The sequence below is a fragment of the Streptomyces sp. AK010 genome, assembly GCF_014207295.1.
GTDB lineage: Bacteria > Actinomycetota > Actinomycetes > Streptomycetales > Streptomycetaceae > Streptomyces > Streptomyces massasporeus.
This window is the reverse complement of the sequence record NZ_JACHCX010000023.1, coordinates 50,038-71,747: the sequence shown is the minus strand read 5'-3', so window position 1 is coordinate 71,747 and position 21,710 is coordinate 50,038. Positions and strand designations below refer to the sequence as shown.

At 70.2% G+C, this 21,710-nt stretch carries 21 protein-coding genes, 1 tRNA gene, 1 pseudogene and 1 riboswitch; of the genes and pseudogenes, 9 read left to right on the top strand and 14 right to left on the bottom strand.

Features of this window, described 5'->3' with window-relative positions:
* Positions 1-86 precede the first annotated feature (86 nt).
* Positions 87-1,556 carry an MFS transporter gene (locus HDC93_RS32350; protein WP_185014388.1) on the bottom strand — a complete coding sequence of 490 codons (1,470 nt, stop codon included), beginning with the start codon at positions 1,554-1,556 and terminating at the stop codon, positions 87-89.
* 109 nt (positions 1,557-1,665) lie between these two features.
* The gene (locus tag HDC93_RS32345) at positions 1,666-3,009 is read right to left on the bottom strand and encodes a DUF445 domain-containing protein (protein ID WP_221517428.1); all 1,344 of its coding nucleotides are present in this window, start codon (positions 3,007-3,009) and stop codon (positions 1,666-1,668) included.
* Between the two features lie 194 nt (positions 3,010-3,203).
* On the opposite strand from HDC93_RS32345, the gene HDC93_RS32340 reads away from it, so the two are divergent.
* On the top strand, positions 3,204-4,538 hold the full coding sequence (locus HDC93_RS32340; protein WP_185014386.1) for an SGNH/GDSL hydrolase family protein: 1,335 nt from the start codon (positions 3,204-3,206) through the stop codon (positions 4,536-4,538).
* Positions 4,539-5,110: 572 nt separating this feature from the next.
* Here the strand turns inward: HDC93_RS32340 and HDC93_RS32335 are convergent.
* The 4 genes from HDC93_RS32335 to HDC93_RS32320 all read right to left on the bottom strand — a co-directional run bounded on the left by HDC93_RS32335 (position 5,111) and on the right by HDC93_RS32320 (position 8,562).
* Complete coding sequence (locus tag HDC93_RS32335) at positions 5,111-5,812, bottom strand: DUF1707 domain-containing protein (protein WP_185014385.1); 702 nt, start codon at positions 5,810-5,812, stop codon at positions 5,111-5,113.
* Positions 5,813-5,845: 33 nt separating this feature from the next.
* Positions 5,846-6,871 carry an ATP-binding cassette domain-containing protein gene (locus HDC93_RS32330; RefSeq protein WP_185014439.1) on the bottom strand — a complete coding sequence of 342 codons (1,026 nt, stop codon included), beginning with the start codon at positions 6,869-6,871 and terminating at the stop codon, positions 5,846-5,848.
* 76 nt (positions 6,872-6,947) lie between these two features.
* Positions 6,948-7,769, bottom strand: a complete 822-nt coding sequence (locus tag HDC93_RS32325; RefSeq protein ID WP_185014384.1) for an ABC transporter permease — start codon at positions 7,767-7,769, stop codon at positions 6,948-6,950.
* Positions 7,762-8,562: an ABC-2 family transporter protein gene (locus tag HDC93_RS32320; protein WP_185014438.1), complete on the bottom strand. Its 801-nt coding sequence runs from the start codon at positions 8,560-8,562 to the stop codon at positions 7,762-7,764. Before HDC93_RS32320 ends, HDC93_RS32325 begins: the two co-directional genes overlap by 8 nt.
* A gap of 479 nt (positions 8,563-9,041) precedes the next feature.
* Here HDC93_RS32320 and HDC93_RS32315 point away from each other — a divergent pair, with 479 nt between their 5' ends.
* Positions 9,042-11,453: a transglycosylase domain-containing protein gene (locus HDC93_RS32315; RefSeq protein WP_185014383.1), complete on the top strand. Its 2,412-nt coding sequence runs from the start codon at positions 9,042-9,044 to the stop codon at positions 11,451-11,453.
* A gap of 118 nt (positions 11,454-11,571) precedes the next feature.
* Here HDC93_RS32315 and HDC93_RS32310 read toward each other — a convergent pair whose 3' ends face one another.
* From HDC93_RS32310 to HDC93_RS32300, 3 genes are all read right to left on the bottom strand, one after another.
* A complete protein-coding gene (locus HDC93_RS32310; RefSeq protein ID WP_185014382.1) occupies positions 11,572-11,892 on the bottom strand; it encodes a multidrug efflux SMR transporter in 321 nt (106 codons plus the stop codon).
* 32 nt (positions 11,893-11,924) lie between these two features.
* Positions 11,925-11,992, bottom strand: a riboswitch (guanidine-III (ykkC-III) riboswitch).
* 68 nt (positions 11,993-12,060) lie between these two features.
* Complete coding sequence (locus tag HDC93_RS32305; RefSeq protein WP_097216896.1) at positions 12,061-12,417, bottom strand: co-chaperone GroES; 357 nt, start codon at positions 12,415-12,417, stop codon at positions 12,061-12,063.
* Positions 12,418-12,461: 44 nt separating this feature from the next.
* The gene (locus HDC93_RS32300; protein ID WP_185014381.1) at positions 12,462-12,791 is read right to left on the bottom strand and encodes a DUF3618 domain-containing protein; all 330 of its coding nucleotides are present in this window, start codon (positions 12,789-12,791) and stop codon (positions 12,462-12,464) included.
* Positions 12,792-12,887: 96 nt separating this feature from the next.
* On the opposite strand from HDC93_RS32300, the gene bcp reads away from it, so the two are divergent.
* From bcp to HDC93_RS32280, 4 genes and pseudogenes are all read left to right on the top strand, one after another.
* Entirely contained in the window at positions 12,888-13,355 is a 468-nt protein-coding gene (gene bcp, locus HDC93_RS32295) for a thioredoxin-dependent thiol peroxidase (RefSeq protein ID WP_185014380.1), read from the top strand.
* Positions 13,356-13,499: 144 nt separating this feature from the next.
* A pseudogene (locus HDC93_RS32290) lies at positions 13,500-14,142 on the top strand (HNH endonuclease signature motif containing protein).
* On the top strand, positions 14,139-14,639 hold the full coding sequence (locus HDC93_RS32285; RefSeq protein ID WP_179878867.1) for an HNH endonuclease: 501 nt from the start codon (positions 14,139-14,141) through the stop codon (positions 14,637-14,639). Before HDC93_RS32290 ends, HDC93_RS32285 begins: the two are co-directional and overlap by 4 nt.
* Positions 14,640-14,658: 19 nt before the next feature.
* A tRNA-Leu gene (locus HDC93_RS32280) sits at positions 14,659-14,742 on the top strand.
* Between the two features lie 47 nt (positions 14,743-14,789).
* On the opposite strand, the gene rdgB is transcribed toward HDC93_RS32280, so the two are convergent.
* The 4 genes from rdgB to HDC93_RS32260 form a co-directional block, all read right to left on the bottom strand.
* Positions 14,790-15,392: an RdgB/HAM1 family non-canonical purine NTP pyrophosphatase gene (gene rdgB, locus HDC93_RS32275; protein WP_185014379.1), complete on the bottom strand. Its 603-nt coding sequence runs from the start codon at positions 15,390-15,392 to the stop codon at positions 14,790-14,792.
* 122 nt (positions 15,393-15,514) lie between these two features.
* Entirely contained in the window at positions 15,515-15,913 is a 399-nt protein-coding gene (locus tag HDC93_RS32270) for a hypothetical protein (RefSeq protein ID WP_185014378.1), read from the bottom strand.
* A 156-nt stretch (positions 15,914-16,069) separates the two neighbouring features.
* Positions 16,070-16,819 (bottom strand): ribonuclease PH, encoded by a 750-nt coding sequence (rph, locus tag HDC93_RS32265; RefSeq protein ID WP_185014377.1) that lies wholly within the window; start codon positions 16,817-16,819, stop codon positions 16,070-16,072.
* Between the two features lie 114 nt (positions 16,820-16,933).
* The gene (locus tag HDC93_RS32260) at positions 16,934-17,167 is read right to left on the bottom strand and encodes a glucose PTS transporter subunit EIIB (protein ID WP_010039992.1); all 234 of its coding nucleotides are present in this window, start codon (positions 17,165-17,167) and stop codon (positions 16,934-16,936) included.
* 161 nt (positions 17,168-17,328) lie between these two features.
* Between HDC93_RS32260 and HDC93_RS32255 the strand changes: the two genes are divergently transcribed.
* Both HDC93_RS32255 and HDC93_RS32250 read left to right on the top strand, forming a co-directional pair.
* Entirely contained in the window at positions 17,329-18,642 is a 1,314-nt protein-coding gene (locus tag HDC93_RS32255; RefSeq protein WP_185014376.1) for a PTS transporter subunit EIIC, read from the top strand.
* Between the two features lie 177 nt (positions 18,643-18,819).
* The gene (locus HDC93_RS32250) at positions 18,820-20,082 is read left to right on the top strand and encodes a PTS transporter subunit EIIC (protein ID WP_185014375.1); all 1,263 of its coding nucleotides are present in this window, start codon (positions 18,820-18,822) and stop codon (positions 20,080-20,082) included.
* 70 nt (positions 20,083-20,152) lie between these two features.
* On the opposite strand, the gene HDC93_RS32245 is transcribed toward HDC93_RS32250, so the two are convergent.
* Entirely contained in the window at positions 20,153-20,905 is a 753-nt protein-coding gene (locus HDC93_RS32245) for an MBL fold metallo-hydrolase (protein WP_185014374.1), read from the bottom strand.
* Positions 20,906-21,116: 211 nt separating this feature from the next.
* On the opposite strand from HDC93_RS32245, the gene HDC93_RS32240 reads away from it, so the two are divergent.
* Entirely contained in the window at positions 21,117-21,566 is a 450-nt protein-coding gene (locus tag HDC93_RS32240; protein WP_185014373.1) for a type II toxin-antitoxin system PemK/MazF family toxin, read from the top strand.
* The last annotated feature ends 144 nt before the right edge of the window (positions 21,567-21,710 follow it).

The window sequence follows — 21,710 nt, the reverse complement described above, 5'->3', positions numbered from 1 at the left end:
AATCCTCCCCGCGCTCGCACGTGCCTCAACTGGACGGGGGTGACCGCACCCTGGCCGGTGACCGCACCCTGGCCTCCCCCCAGCCCTCAGCCACTGCCCTTGCCGCCCGCCGCCGTCAGCGGCTTGGCGATGTCCTCCAGGGAGCGGCGTTCCGCCTTCACCGCCAGGAGTGCCGCGACCAGGCCCGCCAGGCACATCAGCGTCGCGCCGATCGAGAAGGCGAGGACCGTGTCGCCGACGACGCCGGATTCCGTGAGCTTGGCGAAGAGGAGCGGGCCGCTGATGCCGCCCGCTGCCGTGCCAATGGCGTAGAAGAACGCGATCGACATGGCGCGGGTCTCCATGGGGAAGACCTCGGAGACCGTGAGGTAGGCGCTGGACGCGCCGGCCGAGGCGAAGAAGAGGACCGCGCACCAGCAGGCCGTCATGGTGGCCGCGCTCAGCGAGCCCTGGTCGAAGAGCCAGGCCGTGCCGAAGAGGAGCAGGCCGGACAGGATGTACGTGCCGGAGATCATGATGCGGCGGCCGACCGTGTCGAAGAGCTTGCCGAGGAGCAGCGGGCCGAGGAAGTTGCCGATGGCGATGACGGCGAAGTAGTAGCCGGTGTTGCCGCTCGGGACGTCGAAGAACGTGGTCAGGATCGCGCCGAAGCCGAAGGTGATCGCGTTGTACAGGAACGCCTGGCCGATGAAGAGGGAGAAGCCGAGGACGGCACGCCTGCGGTAGTCGGAGAAGACCGTGCGGCCGATCTCCAGGAAGGAGACGCTGCGGCGCTGGTGGATGGTGATCTCGCCCTCGGGGCGCGGCAGCGGCTCGTCCCGCTCCTCCTCGATCTTGCGTTCGATGGAGGAGACGATGCGTTCCGCTTCGTCGTCACGGCCGTGGATCAGGAGCCAGCGTGGGCTCTCGGGGACGTGCCGGCGGACGAGGAGGATCACCAGGGCGAGGACCGCACCGAGCGCGAAGGTCAGGCGCCAGCCGACGTCCGCCGCGAAGATGTCCGTGTCCAGGGCGACGATCGACAGCAGCGAGCCGAAGACCGCGCCCAGCCAGAAGCTGCCGTTGATCATCAGGTCGGTGCGGCCGCGGTACTCCTTCGGGATCAGCTCGTCGATCGCGGAGTTGATGGCCGCGTACTCGCCGCCGATGCCGAAGCCGGTGAGGAAACGGAAGAGGAAGAACCACCAGGTGTCGAAGGAGATCGCGGTGAGGGCGGTGGCCGCGAGGTACACGGCCAGCGTGATCATGAAGAGTTTTTTGCGCCCCCACCTGTCGGTGAGGCGGCCCCAGAAGAGGGCGCCCAGGCAGGCGCCCGCCACGTACAGGGCTGCCGCCATGCCGGTGACCTCGCCGGACGTGATGGGCAGGCCGCTGTCGGGCTCCGACAGGCGGCTGGCGATGTTTCCCACGACGGTGACTTCGAGACCGTCGAGGATCCACACGGTGCCGAGGCCGATGACGATCGTCCAGTGCCAGCGCGACCACGGGAGGCGGTCGAGGCGGGCGGGGATGTCGGTGGTGATGGTTCTGCCGGTCCCGGCCTGCACGGTTGTCATGGGCTCCCTACCACGTCGAGCGGAACCCGCATCGGGTGCCCGGGGCGGTTTCTCTTACGCCCTGAGATACCTCGCTCGCGCCCTGAACCACTCGCTCGGGCCGGAGTTCTCACGCCCCGAGCGCGTGCGACACCGTGTAGATCAGCAGGCCGGCCAGGGAGCCGACGACCGTGCCGTTGATGCGGATGAACTGCAGGTCGCGGCCGATGTTGGCCTCGATCTTCCGTGTGGTGTGCTCGGCGTCCCAGCTCGCCACCGTGTCGGTGATCAGGGAGGTGATCTCCTTGCGGTAGGTGGTGACGACGTAGACGGCCGCGTCCTCCACCCACTTGTCGACCTTGTCCTGGACCTTGCGCTCGGCCGCCATCCGCGAGCCCAGCGACAGCAGGGACGCCCGCACGCGCAGCCGCAGCTCGCTGCGCTCGTCCTCCGCCGCCGCGACGATCATGGATCGTACGGCCGTCCAGGCGCTGGCGATGAGGTCCTGGACCTCGTCGCGGCCCAGCACCTCGCTCTTGAGCCGCTCGACGCGGGCGCGGGTGTCGGTGTCGGACTGGAGGTCGGAGGCGAAGTCGGTGAGGAACCGGTCGAGGGCGCCGCGCGCGGGGTGGCCGGGCATGTCGCGCATCTCCGTGACGAAGCGCAGCAGTTCCTTGTAGACGCGCTCGCCGACCTTCTTGTCGACGAACTTCGGGGTCCAGCCGGGGGCGCCGCCCTGCACGGCGTCCATCACGGAGTCGCCGTGCAGCACGAGCCAGTCGTGGGCGCGGGTGACGACGAGGTCGACGACCCGTTTGTGGCCGCCGTCGGCGACGACCTTCTCCAGCATCTTGCCGATGCCGGGCCCGATCTCCTGGGCGCCCGCGCGGCGGGTGATGGCCTCGCCGACCACCGCCTGGACGTCGGAGTCGCGCAGGACCGTCAGGGCGCCGCGCAGGGCGGTGGACAGCTCGGCGGTGACGCGGTCGGCGTGTTCGGGGACCGCGAGCCAGGCGCCGAGGCGGCTGCCGATGCCGACGGCGCGCAGCCGCTGCCGTACGACGTCCTCGGAGAGGAAGTTCTCCCCGACGAACTCGCCCAGGGAGACGCCCAGCTGGTCCTTCTTGGTGGGGATGATGGCGGTGTGCGGGATGGGGATGCCGAGGGGGTGCCGGAAGAGGGCGGTGACGGCGAACCAGTCGGCGAGCGCGCCGACCATGCCCGCCTCGGAGGCGGCGGCGACGTAGGCCGCCCAGGTTCCGGCACCGGAGTTGTGCGCCCATGTGGACAGGACGTAGACCAGCGCCACGAACACCAGAAGTCCGGTGGCGGTGAGCTTCATCCGGCGTACGCCGCGCTGTTTCTCCTCGTCCGCCGGGCTGAACGTCGTCATCGCGCGGTTCACGGCGCCGCCGGGGCGGGCATGCTGCCCACCGGCACCGGCACCCCTATCTGCTGCTTTCGTCCGTTCCATCCGCTCCACCCGCTCGGTGATCCCGCACACATTGTCCCTTCCTGACCGACTCCTGGAACGGATCAGGAGTTCCCGGCGTCTGTCGGGAGGGGGTTTTGCCACGGGGTCCTGTGAACTTCCCCCGGCCCATGACGCATCATGGGCACATCAGATCGGAGCCTTGGGCTCCCATCGCCCGAGGAGAACAACACAGCATGACCCGAGGACGTGGTTACGCCCTCCTGGCTATGGTCGTCGCGGCGATCGTGGCCCTTTCCACCGCCATATACGTCGGAGTGGGGTCCGACGACGGCCTGCGCCACCGGAACGCCCTCGGCGACGGTCGCGCCCCTCACAACTCCGCCGCGCCCGCCTCCACCGGCACCTGGGTCGGCACCTGGTCCGCGTCCCCCTCCGCCGCCGAACCCGGCACCGAGGCAACGGGCATGGCGGACCGTTCGGTCCGCAACGTCGTCCACACCAGTGTCGGCGGTACGAGTGCCCGCGTGACGCTGTCCAATCTCTACGGCCAGTCGCCGCTGAGCATCACGCGGGCGACGATCGCCGTCTCCGCGGGCAGCGGCACGGCGGCGGCACTCGCGGACACCATGCGGCAGCTGACCTTCGGCGGCGGCCCCACGGTCGTCATCCCGCCCGGCCGGCAGGTGATGAGCGACGCCGTACGGGTCGTCGTCCCGCACGACTCCGACGTCCTGATCACCACCTACACGCCGACCGGCTCCGGCCCGGTCACCTACCACCGCCACGCCCGCCAGACCTCCTACGTCGCCCAGGGCGACCAGGCGGGGGACACCACGGGCACGCCGTACACCGAGCGGACCGGGTCCTGGCGGTACCTCACCGCGCTGGACCTGCTGAGCAACGAGTCCGACGGCACGGTCGTCGTCCTCGGCGACTCGCTGACGGACGGCATCACCTCCACGCCGGACACCAACAGCCGCTGGACCGACGTGCTCTCGGACCGGCTGCGCGGGGAGATCGCAGCCGGCCGGGACCTGCCCCGCTACAGCGTCGTCAACCAGGGCATCAGCGGCAACCGGGTCCTCGCCGACGGGCTCGGCCGCCCCGCGGACAACCCCAGCGGGCTGAACCGCTTCGGGCGGGACGTGCTGGAGCGGACGAACGTCAAGGTCGTCGTCATCGACCTCGGCGTCAACGACATCCTGCGCAACCCGCGGCTCGCCGACCCGAACGCGATCATCGCCGGGCTGCGCACGATGGTGGGCCAGGCCCACGCGCGCGGTGTGAAGGTGGTCGGAGCGACGCTGATGCCGTTCTACGGGCACCGGGGGTACACGGAGGCGCGTGAGGCGGTCCGCCAGACGATCAACGCGCAGATCCGCGCCGGGCGGGTGTACGACGCCGTGGCCGACTTCGACCAGGCGCTGCGCGACCCGTACGACCCGCGGCGGCTGCGGTCCGACTACGACTCGGGCGACCATCTGCACCCCAGCGACAAGGGGTACGCCCGGATGGCCGAGTCCTTCGACCTGGAGACGCTGAAGGGGTCGGCGCCGGCGAAGCTGTAGTCCCGCCCCGCACCGTCTCGTCCCGTGCCCGCTGCCCGACCACAGGCGGCGGGCACACGGCTGCCGGGCTGGGCGTCGCCCGTATTGCTGGGCTGGGTGCCACCCGCCCCGCCGGGACCGTACCGCCCGCAGTACAGCGGCTCAGCTCCACCCACCCTGCCGGGACCCTGCCGCCCGCAGTACAGCGACTCAGCGCCACGCGCCCTGCCGGGACCCTGCCGCCCGCAGTACAGCGACTCAGCGCCACGCGCCCTGCCGGGACCCTGCCGCCCGCAGTACAGCGACTCAGCGCCACCCGCCCCGCCGGGACCCTGCCGCCCGCAGTACAGCGACTCAGCGCCACCCACCCTGCCGGGACCCTGCCGCCCGCAGTACAGCGACTCAGCGCCACCCGCCCCGCCGGGACCCTGCCGCCCGCAGTACAGCGACTCAGCGCCACCCACCCCGCCGGGACCGTACCGCCCGCAGTACAGCGGCTCGGCGCCACCCGCCCCGCCGGGACCGTACCGCCCGCAGTACAGCGGCTCGGCGCCACCCGCGCTGCCGGGACCGTACCGCCGCAGTGCAGGGGCTCAGCGCTCCCCGTCCAGCTCCCGCCGCCCCGCCCTGCGCTCCAGCTTCTCCTGGCGCCGCTCCTCGCGGATGCGCAGCTTCTCCGCCCGGGTCAGCTTCCGCTGGACCCCGACGCCGCCCCACAGCGCGAACCCGGTCACGATCACCCGCGGCGCGCCCGGCTCCCCCGGCACGCCCTCCTCGCGGTGGTCGAAGCCGCCCATGATGCCGATGCCGCGGACGACGACCTCGACCCCGGGCGGCACGATCACATCCACCCCGCCCATGATCGCGATGGCGTTGATCTCGACCTCGCGGTCCGCGAAGTTCGCCTCGCGCAGGTCGATCTCCCCGCCGCCCCAGAAGGCGAAGCAGGTGAACCGCCGGGGCATCGTCCAGTGCCCCTTGCGCTGAAAGCCGGACATCACGGCGACGGCCCACGTGGAGGACCCCTCGCCGCCGGTGATCCGCCCGGACCAGTCCGGGCCGGCCGCCGGGTCCTTCGTCAGGGACACCACCGGGACGGTCACGCCCGCGGCCGGCAGGTCCCGGGTGATCGGCGCCAGCTCCCCGTATGTCCGGGCCTTGTACGTCGCCTCGAGCCGCTCCTCGAACTCCTCCATGTCGAGGCGCCCCTCGGCGAGGGCGTCCCGCAGGATGCCGGCGACCTTTTCACGGTCGGCGTCGGAGGCGCGGAGGTCCGGGACGGCGTCGTCGGTCATACACAGCAGCCTACGAGTTCACCCCGCCGGGGGCTACGAGATCGCCCGCTCGGCCTGCTCCCCGTACATGGTGGCGATGACCGCCTCGATGTCCGGCTCCCGCACCGACAGGTCCACCAGCGGGTACTCGGCCGCGATCCGCGCCACGAGCGGCGCCGCCGACTCCCCCGCCGGAAACGCCAGCCACTGGCGCGGACCCTCCACACGGACGACCCGCGCGGGCGCCGGAGCGTCGATCGGCGGCAGTTCCCGCTCCAGGTCCACCACCAGGGTCCGCTCGCTCTCCCCGACCTCGTGCAGCCCGGCGAGCGGGCCGTCGTACATCAGACGCCCGTGGTCGATGACCATCACCCGCTTGCACAACTGCTCGATGTCCTGGAGGTCGTGCGTGGTCAGCAGCACCGTGGTGCCGCGCTCGGTGTTCAACTCCCGCAGGAACTCCCGCACCTTGGACTTGGAGATCACGTCGAGACCGATGGTCGGCTCGTCCAGGTACAGGACCTCCGGGTCGTGCAGCAGCGCCGCCACGATGTCGCCGCGCATCCGCTGACCGAGGGAGAGTTGCCGTACCGGCACGTCCAGCAGGTCGCCCAGGTCGAGGAGTTCGACCAGACGGTCGAGGTTCTCCCGGTAACGGGCGTCCGGGATGCGGTACATGCGGTGCATCAGCCGGTAGGAGTCCAGCAGCGGCAGGTCCCACCACAGCGTCGTGCGCTGCCCGAACACCACGCCGATGCGGTGCGCGAGCCGGGTCCGCTCCCGGGAGGGGTCGATGCCGGCCACCCGCAGCCGGCCCGCGCTGGGGGTGAGGATGCCGGTCAGCATCTTGATCGTGGTGGACTTCCCGGCGCCGTTGGGGCCGATGTAGCCGACCATCTCGCCGCGTTCCACCCGGAAGGAGATCGAGTCGACGGCCCGCACCAGCCGCCGCTCCCGCTTCATGAAACCGGTCTTCTTGCGCACCTCGAAGACCTTCTCCACACCGTCGAGTTCGATGAACCCGCCTTCCGATCCGATGAACCCGCCTTCCGATCCGATGAACCCGCCTTCCGATCCGATGAACCCGCCTTCCGATCCGATGAACCCGCCTTCCGATCCGCCTTCCTGGCTGGACCCGCTCTGCGACCCGGTCAACTCAACTCCCTGTACTCCGGTACGAACGAAGCCCCGTCCGCCACGCCAGCCCGGCCAGGACACAGCAGGCCACCGCCACCAGCGGCGACGCGAAGGCCGCCCACCCCGGCAGCCCGATCGGGTACGGCCGCCCCAGCACATGGGCGGCGGGCACCCAGTTGACGAAGGCCAGCGGCAGCATGAAGGTCACGCCCCGCACCAGGTCCTTGCCGAACACCGACGGCGGATACTGCAACAGCGTCGTGCCGCCGTAGGTGAAGGCGTTCTGCACCTCGGCCGCGTCCTGCGCGTAGATCTGGAAGGCCGCGCCCGCCACGAACACCGCCGAGAAGATCGCCGCGCCGCTGACCACCATCACCGGCACCAGCAGCACCTTCGCCGCGCTCCAGTCGACGTCCACCGACACCAGCGCCCAGCCCAGCACCACCGCGCCCTGGGTGATCCGGCCCAGGCGGCGCAGCGCGAAGTGGTCGGCTCCGACCTGGGCGAGCACCGGCGCGGGACGCACCAGCAGCGAGTCGAACGAGCCGTCGCGCATCCGGCCGCCCAGCACGTCCATCGAGCCGAGCATCAGGTCGGCGATCCCGAACGCCGTCACCGACAGCCCGTAGAGGAAGGCGACTTCGGGCAGCGACCAGCCACCCAGCGAGTCCACCTGCGAGAACATCAGCAGGATCCCCACGAAGTCCAGGCCGGTCACCGTCAGATTGCCGAACACCGTGACGACGAAGGAGGTCCGGTAGGTCATGCTGGAGCGCACCCACATCCCGGCGATCAGCCGGTAGGCCCGCACCCCCTCCAGCACACGATTGCGTTCAGCCACCCTGCACCACCACCCGCCGCGTCGCGGCCGACTGCATCAGCCGCCCCGCGGCCAGCAGGGCCACGGCCCACGCCGCCTGGAAGGCGAACGCCCGCAGCGGATCGGTCTCCCCCATCAGCACGTCCGCCGGCATCTGGATCTGCGCCGCCCACGGCAGCACCCGCACGACCTCCCCGAAGACCCCCGGGAAGGCGTTCAGCGGCAGCACCATGCCCGAGAAGAAGATCCCCGTGACCATCAGCGCCTGGTTGACGCCCATGCCGTCCATCAGCCAGAACACGCTCAGGGCCGCCAGGTAGCGGATCGCGAAGCTCACGAGCGTCGCCAGCAGCAGCGTCACCACGAACGCCGCCCACGGGGCGACTTCCGTCGGCAGCGCCATCGGGAAGAAGACCGCGCCGAACAGGAACGGGATCACGCCCCTGCCCAGCATCTGGAACAACGCCCGCCCCACGTCGCCCGCCAGCCACCACAGTTGAAGATCGGCCGGCCGGTAGAGGTCGACAGCGATCTCACCGGTGCGGATACGCTCCATCAGGTCCTTCTCGGCGCCGCCGCCCTGGATCGCCAGCGTGGCGTAGAGGCACTGCCCCAGCCACACATAGGTCACCGCCTGCGCCTGGTCGTACCCGCCGAGATGAGGCTTCTCGTCCCACAGCGCCAGATACGTGTAGACGAGGATGACGCCGAAGACCGTGTTGGTGAACACCCCGGCCACCGTGGCCGCCCGATACGTCGCGTACCGCCGGAAACCACCCGCCGCGACGGCCGCGTACAACCGTCCCGAGCCCACATCCACCGCCCTCCTCGCCGCCCGGCACCGAAGCGCAGGAGCCTAGTGGTCCGGCGAACGGGCGTGCCAGGCAATTTCGGGGAGCGGCGAGGGCGCCGCGGGGCGGGTGCGCACCGGCCCAGACGGTACGATCCGTTGCGTCCGCGTGGGCCGAGGCGCCCGTGGCCAGGGCGAGCAGCGTGGCGGCGGTGCCGGCCGGGCGGAGCGTACGAGCCGTCACGATCCACGGCCGTGTCCCCCTTCGGGCGAACGTCGCGCAGGCGAGATCACGATTCGGGCAGGCGTACGCAACAGCGCGTTTGACCCCGTGCCCGCCCGCGCACCCACTCGCATGCGGCCCGCCTCACCACACGGCTCACGACCCGGCCCTCGATCAGGGAACTGATCAACGGATGGGACAGTCTTCATCCCAGGGGCGCAAGAGCGAGCAGAGACGTACGGGAACGACGTACGACGCGAAACAGGAGTCCGTGCACGACATGAGTGACGAGCCTCAGCCGCAGCAGCCGAACCCGGGCTGGGCATCGAGAGAGCCGCAGGCGCACGCCGACGGCGACCCGGGCACGCCCGAGACCAAGTCGGCCGGGAAACCGAAGCGGACCGGCTGGCGCCGGATCATCCCGACCTGGCGCATGACGCTCGGCGCCTTCGTCATCGTCGCCCTGCTGCTGGCCGGCGGCTTCTTCCTGGGCTACTCGCTGGTGAAGATCCCCCCGGCCAACGCGCTCGCCACCAAGCAGGCCAACGTCTACCTCTACGCGGACGGGTCCGTGATCGCCCGCGACGGCGAGGTCAACCGCGAGAACGTGACGCTCCCGCAGATCTCCAAGGACGCCCAGCACGCGATCCTGGCCGCCGAGGACCGCGACTTCTACACCGAGTCCGCCGTCGACCCCAAGGCCATGGTCCGCGCCGCCTGGAACACCGCCCTCGGCAAGGGCAAGCAGTCCGGCTCCACGATCACCCAGCAGTACGTGAAGAACTACTACCTGCGCCAGGAACAGACCGTCACGCGCAAGGCCAAGGAGTTCTTCATCGCGATCAAGCTGGACCGCGAGGTCAGCAAGGACCACATCCTCGAGGGCTACCTCAACACCAGCTACTTCGGCCGCAACGCCTACGGCATCCAGGCCGCCGCCCAGGCCTACTACGGCAAGGACGCCAAGGACCTCGACCCGGGCCGCGCCGCCTACCTCGCCGCGCTCGTCAACGCGCCCAGCCAGTACGACGTCGTCGCCCACCCCGAGAACCGGGGGGCCGCCGAGTCCCGCTGGAACTACGTCCTGGACGGCATGGTCAAGAAGGGCTGGCTCAGCGAGTCGGAGCGCACCGGCATGAAGTTTCCCATGCCGAAGGAGTCCACCCTCTCCACCGGCATGTCCGGGCAGCGCGGCTACATCGTCCGGATCGTCAAGGACTACCTCGTCCAGAACGAGATCGTCGACGAGCGGCAGCTCGACGCCGGCGGTTACCGCATCACGACGACCCTGCAGAAGGGCAAGCAGGACGCCTTCGTGAAGGCCGTCAACGACAAGCTGATGTCCAAGCTCGACAAGAAGAACAAGGTCGACACCTACGTCCGTGCCGGCGGCGCCTCCGTCGATCCCAGGACCGGCAAGGTCGTGGCGATGTACAACGGCATCGACTACGTCAAGCAGTACACCCCGAACGCCACGCGCAGGGACTTCCAGGTCGGCTCGACCTTCAAGCCGTTCGTGTTCACCTCGGCCGTCGAGAACCACTCGGAGACCCAGGACGGCCGCGTCATCACCCCGAACACGATCTACGACGGCACCAACAAGCGTCCCGTGCAGGGCTGGACCGGCGACCCCTACGCCCCCGAGAACGAGGACCAGCGCTCCTACGGCGACATCACCGTCACCGAGGCCACCGACAGCTCCGTGAACTCGGTGTACGCGCAGATGGCCGCCGACGTCGGCCCCGCGAAGGTCAAGCAGACCGCGATCGACCTCGGTGTCCCCGAGACCACCCCCGACCTCGCCGACGGCCCCGCCATCGCGCTCGGAACCGCCACCGCCAGCGTCCTCGACATGGCCGAGGCCTACGCCACCCTCGCCAACCACGGCCGGCACGGCACGTACACGATCGTGGAGAAGGTCACCAAGGGGGGCACGCCGATCGACCTGCCCGAGCGGCGCACCCGGCAGGCCGTGAGCCGCGAGGCCGCCGACACCACCACCTCGATGCTGCAGAGCGTCGTCCAGAACGGCACGGCCTCCGCCGCGCAGGCCGCGGGACGCCCCGTCGCGGGCAAGACCGGCACCGCCGAGGAGGACACGGCCGCCTGGTTCGCGGGCTACACCCCTGACCTCGCCACCGTCGTCTCCGTCATGGGCCAGGACCCGGTCACCGCCGCCCACAAGTCCCTGTACGGCGCCATGGGCCTGAACCGGATCAACGGCGGCGGCGCGCCCGCCGAGATCTGGACGCAATACACCGAGGACGCCCTCAAGAACAAGCCGGCCAAGGAGTTCGACCTCAGGCTCCAGCCCGGCGCCGACGTCTCTGAGGCCCCCAGCAGCGAGGCCCCGACCGACCCGGCCACCGGCGGCACCACCGACGGCGGCACGACCACCGGCGGCGAGGACACCGCCACCGAGACGCCCGGCCAGAGCCCCAGCGCCCCCGAGGGGCAGACCGAGGGCCAGACCGACGGCGGCACCACCGACGGCACCACCGGCGGCGAGTCCCCCACCGGCGGCGGGACCGCGGACGGCGGTACGACCGACGGCGGTGCGACGGACGGCGGTACGGCCGACGGCGGCACCACCCAGGGCGGTGGCGGCGGCGACGCGAGCGACGGCGGCCAGACGGGCGGCCCGACCGGCCCCGGCTGGGGCGTGGTCCCGCAGGGCGCCCGCCGCGAGTAGCGCGTAGCCCGTGCCTGGCCGGTGTCAGTGGCCGGTGTCAGTGGCCGCTGGTCGCTGGTCGCGCTCGGCGCCATGACGGCTCAGTGGCCGCGCCAGTGCCTTCAGCGCCATGACGGGCTCAGTGGCCGCTGGTCGCCTTCAGCCCCACCACGGCGACCAGCAGCAGGCACACGAAGAAGATCCGGGCGGCGGTCGCCGGCTCACCGAGCACCGCCATGCCGAACACCGCCGCCCCGGCCGCGCCGATCCCCACCCACACGCCGTAGGCGGTACCGATGGGCAGGGTCTTGGCGGCCTGCGACAGCAGCAGCATGCTGGCGACGATGCCGGCGCCCGTGAGCACACTGGGCAGGGGGCGGGTGAAGCCGTCGGTGTACTTCATGCCGATGGACCACCCGACCTCGAGCAGACCGGCGACGACGAGCAGGACCCAGGCCATGACGGGCACCTCCGGGACGGGCTGACGGTGTCGGTGCGTCGTCTTTGCCTTGATCCCGGTACGGCGCGTCTCGTCGGGGGTGTCTCCAACGTAGCAAACCCGCACGGCACGGCGAAGGGGCCGGTGACCAGGGTCACCAGCCCCCTCGTAGTACGACTGTCGCCGGTCCTACAGGTACAGGCCGGTCGAGTCCTCGGCGCCCTCGAACCGGTCCGCGGCGACGGCGTGCAGATCACGCTCACGCATGAGCACGTACGCGACCCCCCGCACCTCGACCTCGGCACGGTCCTCCGGGTCGTACAGCACCCGGTCGCCCGTCTCCACGGTCCGCACGTTCTGCCCCACCGCGACCACCTCGGCCCACGCCAGGCGCCGGCCGACCGCGGCCGTGGCGGGGATCAGGATGCCGCCGCCGGAACGCCGCTCGCCCTCGCTGGTGTCCTGCCGCACGAGTACGCGGTCGTGCAGCATCCGGATGGGAAGCTTGTCCGGATGGGTACTGTGCTCGTTTCTCTTGGCGCTCACGCCCAGAAACCTACCTGTCTTCCCCGCAAACGCACGCAGTCGGGTCAGCCCTTGCGGCGCCGCGTGCTGACCGCGAGCAGCCCGACCAGGCCCACGACGACGAGCGCGACGGGCACGACCCGCTCCAGCCGGGGTGCGCCGTCCTCGTCCACGAACTGGGCCCGCACGTCCGTGACGGCCCGGTTGACCCCCACGTAGGCCCGTCCGAGGGTGTGGTCGATGTGGGAAGCGACCTTGGCCTTGGCATCGCCGACGATCGTCTTCGGGTGCACCCGCACCCCGAGCTCGTCGAGCGTCTCGGCCAGGGTCGCGCGGCGGCGCCTGATGTCCGCCTCGATCTGCGCCGGGGTCCTGGTGTCCGCCGTGTCCGCCACCGTGTCGCCTTTCGAAGTCGGTGTGAAGCCTGTGCCGGACAGTCTGTCAGCTCCACGGCTCATCTCACTGCCCCGACCCCCGGTTACCCTGGCCTGATGAGCGAGCGACTCCAGCCGGGGGACGTGGCCCCCGCCTTCACCCTGCCCGACGCCGACGGCACCGAGGTGTCCCTGTCGGACCACAAGGGCCGCAAGGTCATCGTGTACTTCTACCCGGCCGCCCTCACGCCCGGCTGCACCAAGCAGGCCTGCGACTTCACGGACAACCTGGAACTGCTGGCGGGCGCGGGCTACGACGTCGTCGGCATCTCCCCCGACAAGCCGGAGAAGCTGGCCAAGTTCCGCGACAAGGAGTCCCTGAAGGTCACGCTGCTCGCCGACCCGGACAAGCAGGTCCTGGAGTCCTACGGCGCCTTCGGCGAGAAGAAGCTCTACGGCAAGACGGTGGTCGGCGTCATCCGCTCCACGATCGTCGTGGACGAGGAGGGCAAGGTCGAACGCGCCCTGTACAACGTCAAGGCGACGGGCCACGTAGCCAAGATCATCAAGGATCTGGGGGTCTGAGACCCCGCTGATCTCGTCTGCGAGCGGCTCGTACCGGTGAGGTCCGGTACGAGCCGCTCCGTTTTTCGTGCGTGACCGTCCGATAAACGGTTCGTTACTCCGTGCGAGACCACGAACGGGTGGTCGGGGACGGAGGGGTGTTTCGTGGGGGCCAGTGCATACACCAGAGAGCGGCTGGAGGAGGCGGCTCGGGGGGCTCGGTCGTTGTCGGAGGCGTTGCTGTCGTTGGGGGTGGATCCGCAGAGTTCGACGCGGCGGTACGTGTCCCAGCGGATGAGGAAGCTCGGCGTGGACGTGGCGCACTTCGAGCGAAAAGGGGTGCGGTGGACGAGGGACGTCCTTGAGCGAGCGGTGGCGGCGTCGACGAACATGTGTGAGGTGCTGCGGCATCTCGGACTCGAGGTGGTGGGCGGACATCACACACACATCAGCCGCCGGGTCAGGGCCTACGGCATCGACACATCGCACTTCAGGGTGCCGACTCGGCGTGGGAAACCCTGGCGCCCGCGAACCCCGGAGGCCTTCCTGGTCGAGCAACCGGCGGATCGCGCCCGGCGCATTCCGAGCGACCGCCTCAAAGTGGGCGATGACGTCCTTGGGAATGGCGGAGCGGTGCGCCCTGTGCGGCACGGGGGCGGCTTGGCGGGGGCGCCCGCTCCCTCTGGAGGTCGATCACATCGACGGCAACTGGAGGGACAACCGCATCGAGAACCTTCGGCTCCTCTGCCCCAACTGCCATTCGACGACGGACAGTTACCGGGGGCGAGGCAAGAGGCGTGCCTCATGAGCAGCCGACAGGCACGGCCCTCGCCTGAGGAACTGCGCGGCGCGGTCGCCGAGTCCCGCTCCGTCGCGGAGGTGCTGCGCCGCCTGGGGCTCCCGGAGAGCGGTACTCGGCGCAAGCATCTGCGCCGGTGGATCGCCGAGGACAAGCTCACCACAGAGCACTTTCTGGGCCAGGCCCACCAGCGGGGGAAGCGCCGCCCGACCTCGGCCAGACGCCCTGAGGACATCTTGGTCAAGCAGGACGGCGGGCGCAGGACTCGGACCATTGTCCTACGTCGGGCGCTCCATGAGGTGGGCGTACCAGAGGAATGCGCCGACTGCGGGGTCGGCCCCGAGTGGCTCGGCAGACCCATGACGCTGGAGGTGGATCACATCAACGGGGACTGGAGCGACGACCGGTTGCAGAACCTGCGGTTGCTGTGCCCCAACTGCCATGCGGTGACGAGCACCTGGTGCAGAGGCGGCGGCAGGCGTTCCCCACAGACCCGCCCCGCATGACCGGTACCATGACCTGGATGCGGCCGTGGCGGAATTGGCCTACGCGCAACACTTAGGATGTTGTGGGAGAAATCCCTTGAGGGTTCGAGTCCCTCCGGCCGCACGCCTTTGAATCGATGGCCCACCCGGTGTACCGGGTGGGCCTCGTCGTCAGCCCAGCAGCTCCCCCACCACCGGCACCAGTGCCCGGAACGCCTTCCCCCGGTGGCTGATCGCGTTCTTCTCCTGGGGGGTCAACTCCGCGCAGGTCCGCGTCTCCCCATCCGGCTGGAGGATCGGGTCGTAGCCGAAGCCGCCGGAACCCGTGGGCTCGTGGCGCAGAGTGCCCCGCAGCTGTCCCTCCACCACCCGCTCCGTGCCGTCGGGCAGGGCGAGTGCCGCCGCGCAGGCGAAGTGGGCGCCCCGGTGTTCGTCGGCGATGTCGGAGAGCTGGGCGAGGAGGAGGTCCAGGTTGGCCTTGTCGTCGCCGTGGCGGCCGGACCAGCGGGCGGAGAAGATGCCGGGGGCGCCGTTGAGGACGTCGACGCAGAGGCCGGAGTCGTCGGCGACGGCCGGGAGGCCCGTCGCCCGGGCCAGGGCGTGGGCCTTGAGGAGTGCGTTCTCGGCGAACGTCACGCCCGTTTCCTTGACATCGGGGATGTCCGGGTAGGCATCGGCTCCGACGAGTTCGTGGGGCAGCCCGGCTTCGGCGAGGATCGCGCGAAGTTCGGTGATCTTCCCGGCGTTACGGGTGGCGAGGATCAGGCGACTCATGGCCCCAAGGGTATGGGCCCCGTCAGGGGCGCGGGGAACTGCGCGAGCGGCCACCACGAACCCGCTGCCCGCCACCGAGCGGAACCCGGCAGACGAAGAGGCCCGGCTCAGCTGGCGCGGCGTCACGGCGTGCAGACCTTCGTCAGTTCGCCCGCCGCGTCCGTCACCGGACTGATGTCGGGCGTCTCGTCGCCGTTCTTGATCGAGGTGCGGACGTTGTCGACGGCCTTGTCCAGGTCGTCGACGGCCTTGCTGACGTCCGCGTTGTCGGTCTTGTCGCCGATCTCGCCGAGGTTCTGGTCGATGGAGTCGAGGGACTCGTCGAGCTGTGTCGGGTCGTTGGCCGCGCTGTCGGCCGCCTGCTGGAGGTCGGTGACGCTGTCGGCGATGGCGTCGGCGGTCTGGACGCAGTCCAGCGCCTTGTCGACGGCGGCGCAGCCGGTGGTGAGTCCGGCGGTCAGCGCGACGGCCGCCAGGGTGGCGGCGACTGCTGCGGTGCGGCGTCGGCGGCTCGCGGCCATGGAGCGGTCCCTCTCGTTCGGTCGGGCCGGTCGGGCCCGCGCGGCTGGCCGGGCGCACAGGGATGAGCCGTGCGCCCGTACTCCTTCAGACGCGAGTGTGCTCGGCGCGGTTGCCCGTGCCGAGCACCTCTCTTGGTGTGCCTTTTACTTTTCGGGCTACTTCTCGGGCTGCTTCCCGAGGACGGCGTCGAGCGCGGCGCGCTGGTGGGCGGCGAGTTCGTCGCAGCCGGCGACGGCGAGGTCGAGGAGGGCGCCCAGCTCGTCGCGGGCGAAGGGCTCGGCTTCGGCGGTGCCCTGGACCTCGACGAAGCGGCCGTCGCCGGTGCAGACGACGTTCATGTCGGTGTCGGCCTTGACGTCTTCCTCGTAGCAGAGGTCGAGGAGGGGGACACCGCCGACGATGCCGACGGAGACGGCGGAGACGGTGCCGGTGAGGGGCTTGCGGCCGGCCTTGATGAGCTTCCTGCCCTGGGCCCAGGCGATGGCGTCGGCGAGTGCGACGTAGGCGCCGGTGATGGCCGCGGTGCGGGTGCCGCCGTCGGCCTGGAGGACGTCGCAGTCGAGGACGATGGTGTTCTCGCCGAGGGCCTTGTAGTCGATGACGGCGCGCAGGGAGCGGCCGATGAGGCGGCTGATCTCGTGGGTGCGGCCGCCGATGCGGCCCTTGACGGACTCGCGGTCGCCGCGGGTGTTGGTGGCGCGGGGCAGCATGGAGTATTCGGCGGTGACCCAGCCTTCGCCGCTGCCCTTGCGCCAGCGCGGGACGCCTTCGGTGACGGAGGCGGTGCAGAAGACCTTGGTGTCGCCGAAGGAGACGAGTACGGAGCCTTCGGCGTGCTTGCTCCAGCCGCGCTCGATGGTGATGGGGCGGAGCTGCTGGGGGGTGCGGCCGTCGATTCGAGACATGCGGCTGAGCCTATCCGTACGTGCGGAGGGGCCCTTCCCGGTGGGGAGGGGCCCGTGCGCGCAGCCGGCCTCAGGGGTCCGTCAGGGGGTGAAGCCCTGGACGATCCCCGCCCTTCACATCATGTCTTCGATCTCCGCTGCGATGGGGTCGGCGTCGGTGCCGATGACGACCTGGATCGCGCTGCCCATCTTGACGACGCCGTGGGCGCCGGCGGCCTTCAGGGCGGTCTCGTCGACCTTGGCGGGGTCCACGACCTCGGTGCGCAGGCGGGTGATGCAGCCTTCGACCTCTTCGATGTTGTCGATGCCGCCGAGCCCGGCAACGATCTTCTCAGCCTTGGTGGCCATGTTCGTTCTCCCTGATCCGAACCGCTTTGTCGCAGTAACCCACAGTTGGCCCATGTTGGCGAGCGGTCCTGTGGCGTGTGACGAACGATGGCGTCACACCAGCGCGACCGTCGAACGACTGGTCTACACCACGAGTAGGCCTCCCGACAAAGAGGACCGGGATGAGTGCCGACAGCCCCGCCGGCGCCGCGCCGGCCGTCAGCCCCGCGCGGGCTCGCTGGAACCGGTTGTTCCAGGGGTTGCAGAAGATGGGCCGGAGTCTTCAGCTGCCGATCGCGGTGCTGCCGGCGGCGGGGATCCTCAACCGGCTGGGGCAGCCGGACGTGTTCGGGGACGACGGGCTGGGCTGGACGAACGTCTCGAAGGTGATGGTGGGGGCGGGGGGCGCGCTGCTGGACGGTTCGCTGGGGCTGCCGCTGCTGTTCTGCGTGGGCGTTGCGATCGGGATGGCGAAGAAGTCGGACGGGTCGACGGCGCTGGCGGCGGTGGCCGGGTTCCTCGTCTACTTCACGGTGTTGCGGCAGTTTCCAAAGGGCTGTCCGGAGGGGTCGGTGGCGGTGCCGGACGTGGGGTGCCAGGTGACCGACGGGGACATGACGGTCACGGCGTTCACGTTCCAGAACCCGGGGGTGTTCGGCGGCATCGTGATGGGGCTGCTGACGGCGTTCTTCTGGGCCCGGTTCCATCGCACGCGGCTGGTGGACTGGCTGGGGTTCTTCAACGGGCGGCGGCTGGTGCCGATCATCATGGCTTTCGTGGCGATCCTGTTCGCCGCGCTGTGTCTGTGGGTGTGGCCGCCGGTGGGTGACGCGCTGGAGGGTTTCAGCGACTGGATGGACGGTCTGGACGCGTGGGGCGCGGGTGTGTTCGGGGTGGCGAACCGGGCGTTGCTGGTGGTGGGGCTGCACCAGTTCCTGAACGTGCCCATCTGGTTCCAGTTCGGCTCGTACACGAAGCCGGACGGGACGGTGGTGCACGGTGACATCAACATGTTCCTGGCGGGGGATCCGGATGCCGGCCAGTTCACCTCGGGGTTCTTCCCGATCATGATGTTCGCGTTGCCGGCGGCGGCACTGGCGATCACGCACTGCGCGCGGCCGGACCGGCGCAAGGAGGTCGGCGGTCTGATGCTGTCGGTGGCGCTGACGTCGTTCGTCACCGGCATCACCGAGCCGATCGAGTACTCGTTCCTGTTCGTCGCGCCGGTGCTGTACGTGGTGCACGCGGTGCTGACGGGGGTGTCGATGGCGGTGACGTGGGGGCTGGGGGTGCACGACGGGTTCAGCTTCTCGGCGGGGCTGATCGACTACGTCATCAACTGGAATCTGGCGACGCGGCCGTGGCTGACGATCCCGATCGGTCTGGGGTTCGCGCTCGTCTACTACGTGATCTTCCGGTTCGCGATCACGAAGTTCGATCTGGGGACTCCGGGGCGTGAGCCGGCCGAGGACGTCGAGGACAGCGCCAAGGCGTGATCGTCTCAGTGGGGCCAAATTGGCGGGTTCCACTCGTTCGGCCTACCGTGCTACAACTGGTCTACACCACTCACTGGTGGAGGTCGCGCGGTGTTGTCCGCGTTCCCCTTTCTTTGAGACGCCGCCGTCCCCCGCTGAATTCTCCCTGGGCGGCGCCGTGCCCCCTGGAGGAAGTTCATGTCCACAGCCACAGCCGCGCCCGCGAGCCCGAAGAAGGGGTCGGCCGTGATGGCCGTCATGCAGCGCATCGGCCGCAGCCTGATGCTGCCCGTCGCCGTGCTGCCCGCCGCCGCCCTGCTGGTCCGCCTCGGCAACACCGACATGCTCGGTCGCGAGTCGTTCCCCGCGTTCATCACCAAGATCGCGGGCTTCATGGCGGCCGGCGGCAACGCGATCCTCGACAACATGGCGCTGCTGTTCGCGGTGGGCATCGCGATCGGCTTCGCCAAGAAGTCGGACGGCTCCACGGCGCTGGCGGCCGTGGTCGGTTACCTGGTCTTCAAGAACGTGCTGGCCACGTTCACCGACAAGAACCTGCCGAAGGTCGCCACGGCCGTCGACGGCAAGGTCGTCATGGTCGACGCTCCCGTGGACGCCAAGGTCCTCGGCGGCGTGGTCATGGGCATAGTCGTGGCCCTGCTCTACCAGAAGTTCTACCGGACCAAGCTGCCGGACTGGGCGGGCTTCTTCGGCGGCCGCCGCCTGGTTCCGATCCTGTCCGCCTTCGCGGGCCTGGTCATCGGCATCGTCTTCGGTTACATCTGGCCGGTCCTCGGCACGGCGCTGCACAACTTCGGCGAGTGGCTGGTCGGCTCCGGGGCGGTCGGCGCGGGCATCTTCGGTGTCGCCAACCGTGCGCTGATCCCGATCGGCATGCACCACCTGCTGAACTCCTTCCCCTGGTTCCAGGCCGGCACCTACGAGGGCAAGAGCGGCGACATCGCCCGGTTCCTGGCCGGTGACCCGAGCGCCGGGCAGTTCATGACCGGCTTCTTCCCGATCATGATGTTCGCCCTGCCGGCCGCATGCCTCGCGATCGTGCACTGCGCCCGGCCCGAGCGCCGCAAGGTCGTCGGCGGCATGATGTTCTCCCTCGCGCTGACCTCGTTCGTCACGGGCGTCACCGAGCCCATCGAGTTCACCTTCATGTTCATCGCCCCGGTGCTGTACGCGATCCACGCGGTGCTCACGGGTGTCTCGATGGCGCTGACGTGGGCGCTGGGGATGAAGGACGGCTTCGGCTTCTCGGCCGGTGCGGTGGACTTCTTCCTGAACCTGGGCATCGCGACCAACCCGTGGGGTCTGGCCCTGGTCGGTCTGTGCTTCGCGGCGGTCTACTACGCGGTGTTCCGCTTCGCGATCACCAGGTTCAACCTGCCGACGCCGGGCCGGGAGTCCGACGAGGAACTCGCCGAGCTGCAGAAGGCGGAGGCGAAGTAGTCCGCTGACGCCGAAGGCTCCCGGAACCGCCTGCCGCTCGGTTCCGGGAGCCTTCGCGCGTGCGGGGCGTTCAGATCTCGTACGTCTGCCGGGGTGCGGCGAGGTCCACCGGACCGTCGTACACCTCGCGGGCGTCGGCGAGGTTGACCTGCGGGTCCGTCCACGGCGGGACGTGGGTGAGGACCAGGCGGCGGGCACCGGCCCGGGCCGCCGTCTCACCCGCCTCGCGGCCGTTGAGGTGCAGGTCGGGGATGTTCTCCTTGCCGTGCGTGAACGCGGCCTCGCACAGGAACAGGTCGGTGTCCCGGGCGAGTTCGTCCAGCGCGGGGCTCACTCCGGTGTCGCCGGAGTACGTCAGGACCTTGCCGCCGTGCTCGATGCGGATGCCGTAGGCCTCCACGGGGTGGGCCACCCGTTCGGTGTGCACCGTGAACGGGCCGATCTCGAACGTGGACGGCTTGACCGTGTGGAAGTCGAAGACCTCGCTCATGGAGGAGGCGGAGGGGGTGTCCGCGTAGGCGGTGGTCAGCCGGTGTTCCGTGCCTTCGGGGCCGAAGACGGGGAGTGGATCGCAGCGGCCGCCGTCGTGGCGGTAGTAGCGCGCGACGAAGTACGCGCACATGTCGATGCAGTGGTCGGCGTGCAGATGGCTGAGGAAGATCGCGTCGAGGTCGTAGAGACCGCAGTGGCGCTGCAGCTCGCCCAGGGCACCGTTGCCCATGTCGAGAAGCAGCCGGAAGCCGTCGGCCTCGACGAGGTAGCTCGAGCAGGCCGATTCCGCGGAAGGGAACGACCCCGAGCAGCCGACGACGGTGAGCTTCATGAAGCAGAAACCTCCGCTGGCGGGAATGTCTGAGAGGGGCGTCGGGGGTCGTGCGGTCCGTCGAGCGTAAGGCGCGAAACCTCCTGTTGCTCCTCCGCCAAGGCCTGTTGTGGGCGAACTCACCTGTGGTGTCACCGGTTCGGCTGGCAGGGCCGGGGGTGATCCTCGTGAGGGGGGCGCGCGGCGAGGGCCGCGCCGGTAACGTCTCAGTATGGACACGTCCTGGTGGCTGGCGCTCGCCGCGGTGGTGCTGCTCGCGCTCATCGCCACGCTCGTCGACGGCTGGGGCCGGGGCCGCCGGCCGTCGGCCCGGCGGGTCCGGACCGCGGCACCGGCCGCGACGCTGGAGGGCCGGCCGCAGCCGGCGGAGATCTGGTGGGCGGACGTGCCCTACGAGGACGAGGCCCGAACGAAGGACCGGCCCTGTCTGGTGCTGGCGGTGCGCGGGGAGCGGGCGACGGTCGCGAAGATCACCACGCGGTTCCGCGACGAGCGGACCGGGGTGATCCCGCTGCCCCCGGGCTCGGTCGGTGACGCCCGGGGCCGCGCGAGTTTCCTGGAGACGGACGAGCTGCGGGAGGTCCCGGTGTGGGGCTTCCGGCGGCGGGTCGGCGTGGTGGATCCGGCGCTGTGGGACCAGGTGCGGTACTTGGCGGGCTGAACAGGCGCCGAGGCCGGGAACGTCCCGGCGGCGGAGCGGGTGCGAAGGGCCGGAGCCGTCCGACCAGCTGAACACGCACGAAGACCGAGGTGCGTCCCGACGGGCCGAGCACGCACGAAGCGACGGCTGCATCCCGACGGCGGG